The organism is Pseudoalteromonas sp. P80D2, from assembly GCF_036680945.1.
In the GTDB taxonomy this organism is placed as follows: domain Bacteria; phylum Pseudomonadota; class Gammaproteobacteria; order Enterobacterales; family Alteromonadaceae; genus Pseudoalteromonas; species Pseudoalteromonas shioyasakiensis.
The window spans coordinates 193,812-209,447 of the sequence record NZ_JAZDAR010000037.1 but is presented as its reverse complement, the minus strand read 5'-3'; the positions used below and the strand labels follow the sequence as shown (position 1 = coordinate 209,447).

The window sequence follows — 15,636 nt, the reverse complement described above, 5'->3', positions numbered from 1 at the left end:
CAATATCATTGACTCATTTTAATATCGAGGTATACTAGCGCAACGTCAATAATCACGGGTGCGCAATGATTTATTTACTACCTATTTTAGCTATTTCAGGTGTTGTTGCCTTACTTTGTTATGCACGTTCGCAGCAGGAGTGTAAGGGCTTATGTGTGAGTGTTGCTGTTACAGCAATTGCTTTACTCGTAACCGCAGCTTTAGTCATCGCAGGGCTCGGTGCATTAAGAAGTAGCCTGATGTTTGCCGTGACTATTTTTATTATTTATCAATTACTAGGCTTGGTTCGCCCACTTAAAATCGAGTAATTTCTTACACTTTTTAACTTCAGCCTTTTAAAAAAGCATCGCATACTAGCCCTTAAATTAAGCAACTTGCTAATCAAGGATTGTGATGAAAAAAGCTCTGTTAACTGTGGCACTACTTGCTGCTAGCCACGCTTCAAGCCAAGAGACTTGGCAAACTATTCATACCGAGCACTTTAATGTGCATTTTAGTACTGAGAATCAGCAATGGGCCCGTTCAGCGGCAACAGAGCTTGAAATTGTTCGCTATAAGGTACTAAAACAGCAAAACCGTGCTCTTGATGAAGTGGTCGATGTTCTGGTTTTTGACCCATTTAACGCCTCCAATGGCTTTGCTTTGCCGGTGACTAACAAACCTCTAATGGCTTTGTTTACCACGCCTCCACAATCCGACACGGTGATTTCTAACACTGATGGTTGGCAGCAGTTATTAATTTTGCACGAATATATTCATTTGGTGCACCTTGCTCAGCCTACTCGAAGTGACGTGCGCCAAGCTATTCGTAATAGTTGGGATATTTACGACTTAGTTGAAGGCGAAATGCCGCGCTGGGCTGCTGAAGGGTATGCAACGCTGCTGGAGTCGAAAATGACAGGGCGGGGTCGTTTATACGATAACCTTTCAGAGGCAATACTGGTTGAATTTGCCCAGCAAGGTGCATTGCCACAATATAGCCAATTAAGTAGTACCGAAGGGGGCTATTTAGCTGGCTCAATGGCGTATTTAATGGGATCTCGCTTTCTTGCTTGGCTCGAAGAGAACTATTCAGCGCAAACCCTTGATGCAGTTTGGACGCGCATGCAAGCGGTTAAAGCGCGTGATTTTAATGAGGCCTTTAGCGGAGTATTTGGCGATTCACCTGAACGCCTCTACCGCCGTTTTATTGCAGAATATACTTATAAAGCAATGGCTAAAGAGGTAAGTGAGCAAACACTTACAAGTAAGCTTTGGTTGGAGCTTGATCTATACGCTTCGAACCCTGTTTTAAGTTTAGATAACAGTAAGCTTGCCATTGTCGAGCGCAACAAAGATGACGAAACCCGTTTAGTCATTTATAGCACTGATGACAATCAACAGGCTGCTGATGATTTTGCGAAGCAGCAACAAGCGTTACTCGATGATGACCCTGCTGATATTGCAGATAAAGCCCCCAGTGTTTTTAAACGAAAGCAAAAACATGTGCTTCACCAAATTAATAGGCAGGGTATAAAAAACCCGCAGTGGTTAGACGAAAATACATTGTTTTTCACCGCCACAACAACTGTTGCTAAAGGCTCAATTCAAGGTATTTCTGATCTATACCGCTATGATATTGATACAGGTAAAGTAACTGCATTAAGCCATCATGCAGGGCTGCGCCGCTTTAGTATCAGTGATAACGGGCAAACGGTTTATGCTGAGCAAACGAAGCATGGTTTCTCGGAGCTAGTGCGCCTTGACCTCAATATGGGTGTCGCTACGCCTTTATTTGAGAAAAGCCTAGAAACGGTTTATGACTATCCATCACTAAGCCCTAATAAAACGCAACTTGCCTATTTAAAAGCGACATTGAATGCTAATTGGCAGTTGTATATACAAGATTTAAGATCCCTAAAATCACTTACTGTGCCAATGCCAGAGGGCTATCAGTATGTGTCACAACCTAATTGGCAAGCCAATGGCAAAGGGCTTTATTTTGTTGCCGGTAAAAATGCCGCTCTCGATTTATATCATTATGATATACAAAGCAATTCACTACGACAATTAACGCAAGGCCAAGAAGCTGTTGCACACCCAATGGCAATGAATAACGGTGAACTTTTGTATTTATCGATCACAGCTGAAGGGCCGAATATCAAGCATTTTATTGAGCAACCACAAGGATTAGAGGTTGTTGAATTTGCTAAAAGTGCGGAGCCACCACGAGGGCAAGTAACGAGCGAAGTATTACCTGAGGCGAAAATCTACCCGCAAAGCCCAACTGAGCCAGCCGATTATGATATTTGGCAGCAAAAACCCACCTTTTCGCTGGCATCTCAGTATTACTCAGCTTCATCTTCGCTGCTTACCCTTGGGGTCAAAAGTAACGACTTTTTAAAGCAGCTCGATTTACAAGCAGGCTACAGTGTTGATTTACATGACAAAGCATTGGAAGGGGTGTTCGCGGCCGCTAGGTACTCAGCGTTTGATTTAAAATTTAAAGCGCTGTTATTTGATTACGACCTTGAATCAGCAAAACAGTACCATTCACAAATACCGGTTAAGATAAGTAACACTGGGGCGCATTTAGCCATGAGCTACCCGTTGCAGTTTCAGCAGCTTAGTATTACACCGAGTTTGAGCTATAACTACAGTGATTTTAGTAAGGGGGATGATCAATGGTTAACCCTTGGACTTAAACAAAAATGGCAACATGATAGACAGCGATACGGTTTTGCTCAGTCTGTGAGTGCTCAGTGGTTATCCGGTGATGCTAACTCGAATAATTGGCAGGGCTATAACCTTGCCACCGTATTGAGCGGTTATGCTTTTGATATTCCTGTTTATGTTAATTTTACACAGCAATATCGCGATGACAGTATTCTTGCTCTTGGCGGTTATGAGTCAAACTTAATTAATAATGACACGCAAAGCGGCTTTGTTGTTGCCCCTGAGTTGCCGTTTATTAGTCAATCAGGTAACCGCTATAAAGGTTATGGCGGGGGCATTAGTTACAAAGATTCATTACCTTGGCTTTATTACCAACAGCATCAAGTTGATAACCGAGTCTATGCACAAAGTTACGGGCTAAAATGGCGAGGAGACTTTAGCTTTGGTATGGGGCCCGCTGGTTTAAACGATGTAAACCTTGATTTTGGCGTCGCCCGGGTAGAAGGCGACGACTTCGAAAATGATTTACGGGCTTGGCTAAGCTTCTATTACTCGTTATAGCCTAGTGTTGGTCTTTTAAGGCGAAAAGCTTGGCGTGATATAGCGCCAGTTTTTCGTCTTTATTTTCTATCTCAATGGCTTTTTCTAGCCATTCCTTACTGCTTTGTTCATTACCTTGCTGAAAACTAATAATCGCTAATTCTATATAGGGTTCAGATAAATAAGGGGCTAATGCAATAGCATCTTCGAGCTGTTGTTTCGCCTTGTAAAGCTTGCCATTGTTACGGGCGTTAATTGCCGTTGCCAGTAACTCGAATGGATCCTGCTCTAGCATCGCTAACTGTGAATTGAGCTGCTCAGCCAAAACCTGATCATTCAGTTGCTCGGCCAGCACTGCGTAATTATGTAGTAAATTTGTATCGCTAAAGCCATGCTGCATTGCTGTTTGATAAATATGTTTTGCTCCAGCTAAATCACCCGCTTGGCGATGTAATACGGCAGCTAGATTATAAAGTGAGGGTGCATTTGGGGTGTATTCATTGGCTTTTAATATATAACTGTAGCTTAAGTCGAATTGTTTCAAGGCCAGTGCTTTTGCAGCTAAATTACTGTAATAACGGCTAATTAAGTCTTTTAATTCAGCGCGGCCAGAGTAAAAACTACCACGAGCAGGAAAGTAATCGATTACTGTGCCTGGCGGCACCAAGTAATTATCGTCCTCATTTAAAGGGGCGTAGACTTTGGTGCGAAAATGGCCCGATACATACACTATGTTATTTTGTTTACTATAAACAGGCTCACTTGATACCGCTTGAAAGCCTGTTTGAAGTCCTGCTAGTTGAGCATAAGCATGGGTTAAAATTGCTAAGCTAATACAGTTACCTTGATGACCTTGAAGAGTCTGCTGGGCATTAAGTGTGGCGCTAAAGTAATTAAAATTGGTGAGCTTATTCTCTAAATAGCGATATAGGATTTGGTCATCTCTTAAATCACTACCCTGACGCTTGGTAAAATAATCAAGAAAACGTTTCTTCTCATCTGCAGGGAGCTTAAAGAGCTCTGGGTCGCTAAATTCAACGTGTTTAAAGTGTGCTGCATTGAGTAAGCTGGCCACACTCGGTGGTGGCGTTGGTTGTTGTTTTGTACTCTTGCATCCAACTAAAAAAGTACTTAAAACAAGCGCATATAAAATTGACTTCATGGCTTAACCCTCCTGAGCACTATTTAATCAATGTACCCAGATCACATTAATTATTCAAGTTAGTCGTTAGTGTCATCAGCTGTAAACAGCTTGTACGGATATCTTGCCAATAGACTGTTGTTTATTTTTTATTCTTTATTGCATTCTAAAACGCTCTCATTACAATGCCGCGCTCTTTTAAATCGCTTTAAAAACAGGTGTTTACTGTAATTTTATGGGTGATTTATAAACTGCTAACTTATTAACTAAATTGTAACGAGAGAGGTCTGTTTTGGCGCACTTTTTGCCGATTATTTCATGCTTTATTTTAGCGTTTAGCTTTTATCCGCTTTTAAATAAGATCCGTAAAAATCGCAGTGTGTCGGGCGTTTCGCTGTTAATGATGAGCTTTGGTGTTGCGCAAAGTTTATATTTCATCACCTTTAACCTGTTTTTTCAGCGTTTTTACATGGTTTTGCCGTTTGTTGTTACCGGCATGCTAAGTGGTGTGATTCTTTACTACTTTGTTCGTTACAACGCTGCGCGAAAGCAACGCATGCAGCTAGCTGGGTTATTAGCCATGTCACTCGTGCCTTTTGGTTTGTTGCTTAACCCTCATTATGAAACAGCAACGGTGCTTAACTGGCTAACCTATGTAGGTTTAGTCATGAGCTCTATTCGTGTTATGCCGCAGACTTATAAAACCATTAAAAGTGGTGATATTAGTAATTTAAGTGCGCGTTACTTCAGCCTACAGTTTGTTGCTGGAAGCTGCGGCCTCGCTGCAGAGCTTGCTATGGCGACACCGAGTGTGTCTCACATATTAACCTTTGTGATGATATTACTGACTAATGCAGCGCAACTTGGATGTATTCAGTATTATAAATCGCGCCCAGCAATGGCTTAAAAACAAAAGGCTGCCAAGTGGCAGCCTTTTTTGTGTTGCTAAGCTTATGCTTCAAGCGCTTTACTAATTAAGCGATCGATATATTGCTTATGTGCTTTAGCTGCGGTGTCTGCACCCCATGGTACGCTCATATCAGCAATTTGATTTAACTGATAAAGCGCGGCAGCTTTGGCTAGGTTATCGTGCTTGCTCGCTTTGCCTAAACCAGCAATCGCGATTAGCTGATTCACATATTCAACTTGTAGATTGTGACTTAGGGTATTTGCTTTTTTGCTGTCTACAAAAATGCTTGCTGTTAAGTCATTCATAAATTGGTTAAGTGAATACTCGTTGCCATACATTGCACTGTCTGAAATACGCAGCATGACCGCTGGGTGTAACAACTGAGCAAGTACCAGCTTTTGCATGCCTAAAATCATGCCATGTGGTTTAGGGTCTTCGTTCTTACCATAATGATTAAAACCACGACGCTGCTGTAACAGGTAGTTATACAGTGGCTGCATGCTAGCAAGCACATTTGGCGAGAATACTTTGTCGGCTAACACTTGCATTGCATGTTGCTGGCGCTCAAGTGGCACAGGCGTAAATGGTGCACCATTTTTGTCATCGCCCACCACATTACGTTCTACATAAACACCACCAATTTGACGAGATACCACGCCTGCTTGTGTTCTGTAGCTTCTAAATAAAATGTTCGCTGAGGTAACTAGCTGCTGGTATGACTCACCATTAACCGTGGCATTCTCTTTAAGTTCAGTAAACAGCTTATTGATAAGTTCCATACGGTCATCAGCATATGCGGCAGGATTCGATGACATATCACCAATCATTACACGTGGGTCGATATGGCGGCCTGGGGCACGCATATCATCAGCATCATTACCAAAAGCTAAAGCATGCTCAGATGAGCGAGCGAGAATTTTTTCAAGGCGCTGCTGCTCAGCGGCTTTATCTGCTAATGCTTGGCTGTAGCCGTACTCAATCGCCCAATCATCGTAAGGACCAGGTTTTGTTTGGAAGATATCACCTTGTTGCATGCCTATAGGGGCAATGTTTGCTGGTGCATAGTCCATAACTGAACCCGTTACGATACCTTGCGTTTTACTCTTATCGTGAACTTCTTTTTCATCCCACAAAATAGATGATTTCATATTGTGGTTAAGACCTAGGGTATGCCCCACTTCGTGTAAAACTAGCTGAGTTAAGCCTTGGCGTAAAATCTCTTTGTCTTCAATGCTCGCACCTGTGCCTAAGCCTTTAGCAAGTAGCATGTTTTCTTGGATGCTGTGGCCCAGTGAGCAATGTAAATCTGTGCTGCTTTGACTAGTTTCAAGCGTGGCTGCACCTTGAGTGTATAAGGTGTCGTACATCCAACGGTTTTTCATGAAAACATACTCTAACATGATGTCAGAGCCTAAGATTTCACCGGTTAATGGGTTCGCAAGGGCAGGACCATAACCGCCAAATGGAGGGCGCGGTGATGCAGTCCAACGCAATACATTGTAGTTAATATCGCCCGCATCCCAATCGGCGTCATCAGGTTGTACTTTTACTTCGATGGCATTTTTAAAGCCTGCTTTTTCAAATGAGCTATTCCATGCGAGCACGGCATCACGAATAGTGTCTCGCCACTCAACCGGGGTAGTATTTTCAATCCACCAAGTAATCGGTTTAACTGGCTCAGACAGTGCCGCTGACGGGTCTTTCTTTTGCAAGTCCCAGCGCTTGATGACATCTTCATAAGGTGCCCAATCCGCTGATGTCATATTGTCGAATTCGTTAGTAAAATAACCAATACGTGCGTCATCTTGGCGAGCTTGATAATCATTTTTCGGTAACGCGACAAATGAATGCTGTACTTTAATTGAAACATTACGAGGGTCGCTTACAGCTTTTGAACCTCGTACTGTTGGGTTGGCATTAGAAAATACATAATCCACTACAACATCTAGGTTATTTGGGTAAGGGCGCTGTTTAACGATTCGCGATTTTTTGTCGTTTAACTTACCAAGTTTAAAGCGCTTGCTGGCATTTTTATCTTTTGGGTTCGCCCACGGTGATACTTTATGCAGTGCTTCACTTAAAAAGAGCTTATCAACATTAAAAGCAATTTTACCGTCTTCTTCTTTTTCGATTTTAATACTGGCAAGCACAGCTTCGCTGATGTTGGCATCGGCAGAGCGTGCTAGGGCTGAGTTTTCATCAAATTTATAGCGTGGTGTTTTGCTTATAATATCAATGCGGTCAAAATATTTACGAAACTCAATTAGCTTTGTCTCGCGATATGCCCCTCTGAAGTGACCTGCATCAGTAACACCATCAACAGTGTGAGCAAAATACACAAATGGTGTATCAAGTTGAGATTGGTCGATCACCATTAAGTTATCGCCGGTTTTCGCATCTTGGTAAATGCTGAAAACACCGGCAAACTCGCTTTTATCTTTGATCATTTCAGCCAGTGTTTTTGGCTTCTTTTCTTCTTTTTTCGCTTCGGCGGCATGGCCATTCATGGCAAACGCTAGGCTTAGTGCCAGCGCAATGTTTGTTATTTTCATTGTTAACTCGTTCCTTTAATTATGTCTCAATCAAGTTTAATGAATTAACCCCTTGATAAAAGGGGGGTTGTTAACAAGTGTGAAAGGGAGCCTCTAAGCTTTTGATATTATGTTTATTTTGTTTGTAACAAATTGTTCTTAGATAAATTTTGAGGTTTGTGTTGCCAATTTATCTGTTTTTGTAACAGTTCCTTACAAATGTCACATTAATGTTTCTGTCAGCTTTGGTATGATAGGGCCAGTGAAAATATTATAGGTGTAAGTTATGCGCACAAGTTTATTAAAATGGATATTACCGTTTGTTGCATTAATCGTTGGTGTTGCTGGTTTTAAAGCAATCAACGCGATTGCTCAAGAGCCTAAAGACAAGGATGTAGTTGATGTGCGTCCTTTAGTACAGGTTGAGCCAGTAGCAAGTGATGATCATCAAGTGATTATTAATAGTTACGGCGAAGTGAAACCGCTTGAAAGTACCTTACTTGCCTCGCAAGTGGCTGGTGAAGTTACAAGCTGGCATCCAAATTTTGTTGCTGGTGGCATCGTAGCGCGTGGTGAAGTGTTATTTACCATCGAAAAAGATAACTACGAAGCAGCTGTACTACAAGCTGAAGCGTCACTTGCTAGTGCTCAAGCGGCACTGATCGAAGAGCAAGCACAAGCTAAAGTGGCAGAAGATGAAGCAAGACGTTACCCAGAACGTGAGCGCACAGACTTATTCCTACGTAAACCTCAAGTTTTAAGCGCGCAAGCTGCTGTTAAATCAGCGCAAGCGGCATTAAAACGTGCCGAACGTGACCTTGCTCGCTGTGAGGTAAAAGCACCTTACGATGCGCTGGTGATCAGCCGTGAAATTGGTGTCGGCCAATACATTAATGTAGGCAGCCAAGTTGCTGAAATTAATAATATTGAAAGTGCGGAAATCATTGTACCAATTGCTGGTTTCGATAGTGTATTTTTGCCAAAACGCTTAAAAGGCGTAAAGGCGACCATTATCAATAAAGGCTTAAACAGCTTTACTCGTGAAGCCGAAATTGACCGTGACCTAGGCGTAGTTGATAACGCGACGCGTATGAGCAATTTAGTTGTTCGTGTTGATGACCCATACGGCTTAAAGCATGACGTACAACCTATTAAATTTGGTGCTTACGTACAAGTGAGCTTTGCCGGTGCAACACTACAAAATATCTACCGTTTACCGCAGTCTTTAGTGAATAACCAAACGGTGTGGATTGTGAACGACGAGAATAAACTTGAACCACGCAAAGTAACGGTAGTACGCGAAGAAGGTGAGTATTTCTACATTAGTGATGGCCTTGAAGTGAATGACCAGTTGGTTCTTACGCTACCTGAGTACCCACAAGAGGGTATGGAAGTGAAGGTTGCTGGAATGAAAGAAATGACAAGCGATGCAGAAACTGCAGCGGTTGAAAAGCTTTAAGGTAGCACTATGACTGATACAAACACAGAAAAACAGTCAGGCCTTATTGCCTATTTTGCCAATAACTCGGTCGCTGCAAACTTAATGATGGTGTTTATCATCATCATGGGGATCATTAGTTATTTCACTATTCAGCGCCAGATGTTCCCAAATGTTGAAATTAACTATATTGAAGTACAAGCCAATTATCCGGGGGCCTCACCACAGGAAATTGAAGAAAGTATTCTGATCAAAATTGAAGAGTCACTAAAAGATGTAACCGAGATTAAACGTGGTGTATATCGCTCATTTCGAAATAGTGGCCGTGCAAGTTTAGAGATCAACACAGATGCAGAGCTCACTGATGTACTCGATAAAGTGAAGCTACGAGTAGACAGTATTGCGACTTTCCCTGCTGGCATGGAGCCTGTGACGATTAGTCAGGTTGAATTTCGCCAAGATGTAATCGGTATGACGCTGGTAGGTGATATTCCACTTACTGAGTTAAAGCCAATAGCAAATAAAATAGAAGACGAATTGCTGCAATTATCTAATGTGTCGCTGGTACAAAACGATGTACCACTTGATGAGATTGCAATTGAAATTGACCCTGATTCACTGCGTCAATACAACCTTACTTTAAGTGAGGTGGCCAGTGCAGTACGTCGTTACTCTGCGAATATTTCAGCAGGTCAACTACGTACTGACGCAGGTATTATCTCGGTACGTGTTGAAAATCAATACTACAGCGGTGATGAGTTCCGCCAGATCCCAGTAAAAATTGGTGCTAATGGCGCGAAAGTGCTTTTAAACGACATTGCTGTGATTAAAGACCAATTCACAGAAGGTGAACGCTACTTTAAATTTAATGGCGAAAATGCCGTTTATTTATCAGTAAAAGCAACCAAAGAACAAAACATGATCCCGGTTGCTGATTCAGTTAAAGCGTTTATTGAGCAAAAGAATAAAGAGCTACCGGCGGGCCTGCGTCTTGAGCCATTAATGGACATGACTTACTACCTCAATGCCCGTTTAGACATGATGAAAAGCAATCTATTCCAAGGGGCTATCTTGGTTGCCATTATGTTGTCTATCTTCTTGCGCTTTAAGTTGGCACTTTGGGTAATGATTGGTTTACCTGTGTGTTTCTTAGGTGCAATGATGATGATGCCATTATTTGGTATCAGTATTAATATCGTGTCGTTATTTGCCTTTATTATGGTGCTGGGGATCGTGGTCGATGATGCCATCGTCATAGGGGAAAGTGCCTACACCGAAATTGAGAAAAAAGGCGGTGGTGTTGTAAATGTGGTAAATGGCGCAAAACGCGTTGCTACCCCAGCAACATTTGGTGTTTTAACAACAATTGCTGTATTTGCACCGTTTACATTATCAAGTGGTCCAGAGAGTGCATTTTTCTTTGGTATCGCCGTGGTGGTAATTCTGTGTCTGATATTTAGTTTGATTGAATCGAAACTTATTTTACCGGCACACATTGCCCATACTAAGTTCCCGCCAATTAATCAAAATAGTTGGCGAGCGCGTTTTAACAAACGTTTCTTTAACTTTGTAAATGGCCCATATAAGCGTTTTATTGAGCTGTGTGTGGAGTGGCGTTGGTTTGTGCTATTTGCGTTTATCGGTTTATTGATTTTGACGTTTGGCTTAATTTCATCAAATCAAGTGCGTGTGGTACCAACACCAAAAGTACCTCATGACTTCCCGCAAATTCGTTTAGAAATGAATGAAAATGCCTCGGATATGCAAACGATTAATGCTATTCGTGAAATCGAAGCCATGGTTAACAAGGTAGACCAAGAGACCGAACGTGAATTTGGTCAAAAGCTAATTCGAGATATCTTAGTGTTCAACCAAGGTCGTACTGAAGCACAATTACTTGCTCCGCTGGTAGATGAAGAGCTTCGCCCGTATAACGCATTCGAATTATCTCGTCGTTGGCGTGAACAAATGCCAAGTATCCCAGGTGTGAAATCGCTGCAAATTTACGATGATGTCAATGGCGGTGGTATGGATGGTGAGTTTGGTTACTTACTTTACGGCCCAGATATCGATACCTTAAATGAGGCAGGTCGTCGTTTTATCCAACTACTACAACAGCAAAAAGGCTTATTTGATATTAGTTCGACTATCGATCCGGCGAGCAAAGAGGTGCAATTAAGCTTAAAACCTGTGGCATATGATCTAGGTTTAGACCTTGCCAACATTGCTAACCAAGTGGGCGCAAGCTTTTACGGTGGTGAAGCACAGCGTGTTATTCGTCGCGGTGAAGAAGTACGTGTTATGGTTCGTTACCCGAAACTAACACGTGAAGCGTTTGCATCATTAAAGCACGCCGTTATCACAACGCCTGCAGGCCAAGAGGTGATGCTGGGTGATGTTGTTGAACTGAACGAAAAACCAGGTATTAGCTATATTCGCCGTGAAGGTGGCTATCGTACTGTTTATATCTACGGCAGTATCGATGAAGAAGCGATTGAACCGGGTGAAGTGGTCAAGCAAGTGGACGAGAACTTATTACCACAGCTAAAAGAAGAGTACCCTTCAGTTAAAACTGAGCTAGGTGGTTCTATTGAAGAACAACAAGCGCAAGCTAACGAGCAAATCATGTTCTTTATCGGCGGTATGATCTTAGTGTATATCTTGCTTGCTGTGCCGCTTAAGAGCTATTCGCAGCCTCTTATTGTTATGTCGGTTATTCCATTTAGCTTAACCGGTGCAATTTGGGGTCACTTCTGGTTTGGGTTAGATATTAGCTTGATGTCGGGCTTTGGCTTGATTGCTGCAGCGGGTGTTGTAATTAATGACTCGTTAGTTATGACCGACTTTGTAAACCAAGCACGCCGCGAAGGTATTTCAACTCGCCAAGCGGTTATTGAAGCAGGTTGTGCGCGCTTTAGAGCAATCACCCTGACATCAATTACAACCTTTGCCGGTGTACTACCGATTATGTTCGAAACCAGCTTGCAAGCTAAGTTTGTAATTCCAATGGCAGTAGCACTTGGTTTTGCGGTTATGTTTGCAACTCTAATCACTTTAGTACTAGTACCTTGTTTGTATATTGTAATGAGTGATGTGGGTAATGGCTTCTTGAATGTATTCCGTGCAGGGCACCGAGTCGCGACCAGAAGAAAGCTAGCAAGGGATTAATAACCCATTCGCGAAAAGCCAACCAAGAGGTTGGCTTTTTTGTACCTAACGCATTTGCTAGTAACTATTTGCTATATAAGACGTTTGGTTACATTCTTTTGTTTGATTTGTGATTCGGTCACGATTATACTCAGTCTTGTTTTTGGCAAACTAACTGAAAGGTTAGGACGCAAAGTTTCCGGTCTAAGGTTTTAAACTATGATAGCGGGACCGCTGATAAGCACATAATCTAGTGCTTTGGTTCACTTGCCTCAAACTAAAAGTATTTATTTTGTTCGGTTGTTAGATAATGCCTATTAGTTGTTCTTAGGGTGATATTTTGTTTATGCATACGTCAATGGCCTCCGGGAAGTGGTTGCCGATTGGTTGCTTAAATCATCATACCCAACTGTTTGTTGGAGATAGGGTGATTGTAACCTTTTATGACATGCAAGGAGAGCTAGTCGATTTATCATTCGAATACCCGATCAGTAGTTCCGATCAGGGTGAGCCTCATAATTGGCCACGTTCTGTTGCCGAGCATATAAACGTGCATGTTCCGCTGGTAAAAGCGGGCAAAATGACTGAACAAGGTTTAGTGGTTGCGTACCGTTCAAACCAAATTTATGCCCTTGAAGGTTCGGGCATTACGCATGTAAAAGTGGCGTTTAATTGCATCGCAAAATGTAAAGAGCGAGTGCAAGATAGTCTGCAAGATTATGACTATATATACCCACAAGCATGCAGCGATTACAGTGCAGGTGTTAAAGTACTGCAGCCAAAAACGGGCCATATTTATATGTGCAAACCGTGGCCATTTAGCGAGTTTTGTCGTGTTAAAGATTCACACAACCCACTGTTTGAGCCAGGTGTAGGAAAAAGCTGGGCTATGGCTTGGCAGCAAGTATCGCATTAACAGTTTCCCCCTAAATGCTATTTTAGCATTGCTTAGCCCACTCAATTTGAGTGGGCTTTTTTAATACCAACCCGCAATAATACTTAATCATTTTGAGGGATTAAACCTGTCGCTAACTGCGTTATAAATTTCTCATTTAGAACAACTAAATAACGAAATTTTTGCCTTGTTATCAACGAGGTTTCATTGCCTCAAAATAGACTACTTAATTAAGCTGATTGGTATAATTCTGTGATAAACTGCCAGCAATTCGTTTTTTATTTTGGTTTTTTCTTGTGTCGTCAAATTCGTATTCTTTGTCTTTATTAGCGCATCCTCCTGTTGCAAAAAAACAGCCTCAACAATTAACTACTCACCAACTGACTCGCACCGATAATTATTATTGGATGCGTGATGATGAGCGCGAAAATGAAGATGTATTAGCGCACTTAAATGCCGAAAACGATTATTGCGATAAGCAACTAGCCGCTATAAAACCACTGCGCGAACAGCTATTTAATGAGTTAAAAGACCGTATTGTAAAAGACGACAACACGGTACCCGTGAAAGATGGCCAATATTGGTATCACTCAGAAGTACGTGGCGATGATGAATATGCGCGCCATTATCGCAGCAGCTCAATAGAAGCGCGCGATAAGACCTTGTTGTTAGATGTAAATCAATTAGCCGGCGATTACGAATTTTATGAATTAGGCGAAGTGGCTATTAGCCCTGACGAGCAGCTTCTTGCTTACTCAGAAGACACCGAAGGTCGCCGTATATATACTGTGCGTTTTAAAAATATTGCTAGCGGTGAAATGTTTAGTGATGTGTTGGAAAACACCGAAGGCCAAGTGGTGTGGGCTAATGATAACAAAACGGTGTTTTATGTGAAAAAAGACCTGCAAACCTTATTGGGTTTTCAGGTTTACCGCCATGTTTTAGGCACACCGCAAGCTGATGACGTACTTGTTTATGAAGAGCAAGATAAAAGCTTCTTTATGGGGCTTGGCAAAAGCCGCGATGAAAGCCTTATCATTATTGACCTTGCGACTACAGAAACAAACGATACTTGGGTTCTTGATGCCAATAACCCAAAGGGTGAATTTAGCGCCTTAATGCCACGCGAAGAAGGCCATGAGTTCGATGTCGATAAGCTAGGTGATACCTTTTACATTGTGACCAACTGGCAAGCGAAAAACTTTCGCTTAATGACCGCGACGCAAAGCACCGTTGCCGATAAAAGTCTTTGGCAGGAGCATACACCGCATCGCGAGAACGTATTGTTAGAAGGGGTCGAAATTTTCAATGACTACCTTATCCTCACTGAACGAGAGCTTGGCCAAACACGTTTTGTGGTGGTGGATCAGCAAGCAGAGCGTCTTACTTTAGAGTTTGATGACCCTTGTTATTATGCTGCAATTGCAATGAATCCAGAGCCGAATGTGAGCTCTGCGCGTATTTACTATTCAAGCTTAACGACGCCAGGTTCTTTGTATGATGTTGATTTAAAAACAGGTAACAAAACCTTATTAAAACAACAGCAAGTGCTCGGGGATTTTAATCCAGAGCATTATCGCTCAGAACGCTTAATGGTTACCGCAAGAGATGGTGAGCAAGTGCCGGTTTCTTTGGTTTATCGTATCGACCAATTTAATAAAGACGGTACTAACCCAGTACTGCAATACGGCTATGGCGCGTACGGTATTACCATCGATCCTAGCTTTTCAAGCAGCTCACTAAGCTTGCTTGACCGCGGCTTTGTTTATGCGATTGCACATATTCGTGGCGGCGAAATGCTAGGTCGTCATTGGTATGAGCAAGGTAAAAAGCAAAATAAGCAAAATAGCTTTAGCGATTTTATTGATGTTACTCATGCGCTTACTGAGCAAGGCTATGCACACCCAGAAAAAGTATTTGCGTCTGGTGGCAGTGCTGGTGGTTTATTAATGGGCGCTGTGGTTAACCAAGCACCTGAGCTTTATTTAGGTATCGGTTGTCATGTGCCATTTTTAGATGTGCTAACCACTATGCTTGATGAGAGTATTCCACTGACGACCAATGAATACGACGAGTGGGGTAACCCAAATGATCCTGCGTTTTATGATGTGATTCAGGCGTACTCGCCGTACGATAATATCAAGTCGCAGGCTTACCCTAATATCCTCGTTACAACCGGGTTCCATGATTCTCAAGTGCAATACTGGGAGCCAATGAAGTGGGTTGCTAAGCTGCGTGAACTTAAAACCGATGACAACATTTTGGTATTTAAAACCGACATGGATGCAGGCCATGGTGGCGCATCGGGTCGCTTTAAAAGCCTTGAGGAAAAGGCATTAGAAATGGCGTTTTTTATTGCTTTATTACCGAATTAAGGCT

9 protein-coding genes and 1 riboswitch are annotated in these 15,636 nt (G+C 42.2%); of the genes, 7 read left to right on the top strand and 2 right to left on the bottom strand.

Annotation, left to right across the window (positions count from 1 at the left end):
• Window positions 1-65: 65 nt before the first annotated feature.
• Together VRK28_RS11190 and VRK28_RS11185 are read left to right on the top strand one after the other, a co-directional pair.
• A complete protein-coding gene (locus VRK28_RS11190) occupies window positions 66-308 on the top strand; it encodes a hypothetical protein (RefSeq protein ID WP_054562962.1) in 243 nt (80 codons plus the stop codon).
• A gap of 85 nt (window positions 309-393) precedes the next feature.
• Complete coding sequence (locus VRK28_RS11185) at window positions 394-3,216, top strand: TolB family protein (RefSeq protein ID WP_332393937.1); 2,823 nt, start codon at window positions 394-396, stop codon at window positions 3,214-3,216.
• Between the two features lies 1 nt (window position 3,217).
• Here the strand turns inward: VRK28_RS11185 and VRK28_RS11180 are convergent, their stop codons facing one another.
• Window positions 3,218-4,357, bottom strand: a complete 1,140-nt coding sequence (locus VRK28_RS11180; RefSeq protein WP_332393936.1) for a tetratricopeptide repeat protein — start codon at window positions 4,355-4,357, stop codon at window positions 3,218-3,220.
• 271 nt (window positions 4,358-4,628) lie between these two features.
• Between VRK28_RS11180 and VRK28_RS11175 the strand changes: the two genes are divergently transcribed.
• A complete protein-coding gene (locus VRK28_RS11175) occupies window positions 4,629-5,243 on the top strand; it encodes a hypothetical protein (RefSeq protein ID WP_332393935.1) in 615 nt (204 codons plus the stop codon).
• Between the two features lie 44 nt (window positions 5,244-5,287).
• On the opposite strand, the gene VRK28_RS11170 is transcribed toward VRK28_RS11175, so the two are convergent.
• Window positions 5,288-7,798 carry a zinc-dependent metalloprotease gene (locus VRK28_RS11170; protein WP_332393934.1) on the bottom strand — a complete coding sequence of 837 codons (2,511 nt, stop codon included), beginning with the start codon at window positions 7,796-7,798 and terminating at the stop codon, window positions 5,288-5,290.
• A 265-nt stretch (window positions 7,799-8,063) separates the two neighbouring features.
• On the opposite strand from VRK28_RS11170, the gene VRK28_RS11165 reads away from it, so the two are divergent.
• The 4 genes from VRK28_RS11165 to VRK28_RS11150 all read left to right on the top strand — a co-directional run bounded on the left by VRK28_RS11165 (window position 8,064) and on the right by VRK28_RS11150 (window position 15,632).
• Entirely contained in the window at window positions 8,064-9,236 is a 1,173-nt protein-coding gene (locus tag VRK28_RS11165; RefSeq protein WP_054562957.1) for an efflux RND transporter periplasmic adaptor subunit, read from the top strand.
• Between the two features lie 9 nt (window positions 9,237-9,245).
• A complete protein-coding gene (locus VRK28_RS11160) occupies window positions 9,246-12,383 on the top strand; it encodes an efflux RND transporter permease subunit (RefSeq protein ID WP_332393933.1) in 3,138 nt (1,045 codons plus the stop codon).
• Window positions 12,384-12,517: 134 nt separating this feature from the next.
• Window positions 12,518-12,601: riboswitch (cyclic di-GMP riboswitch) on the top strand.
• A gap of 107 nt (window positions 12,602-12,708) precedes the next feature.
• Entirely contained in the window at window positions 12,709-13,278 is a 570-nt protein-coding gene (locus tag VRK28_RS11155; RefSeq protein WP_062566323.1) for a hypothetical protein, read from the top strand.
• Window positions 13,279-13,553: 275 nt separating this feature from the next.
• Entirely contained in the window at window positions 13,554-15,632 is a 2,079-nt protein-coding gene (locus tag VRK28_RS11150; protein WP_332393932.1) for a S9 family peptidase, read from the top strand.
• Window positions 15,633-15,636: the final 4 nt, after the last annotated feature.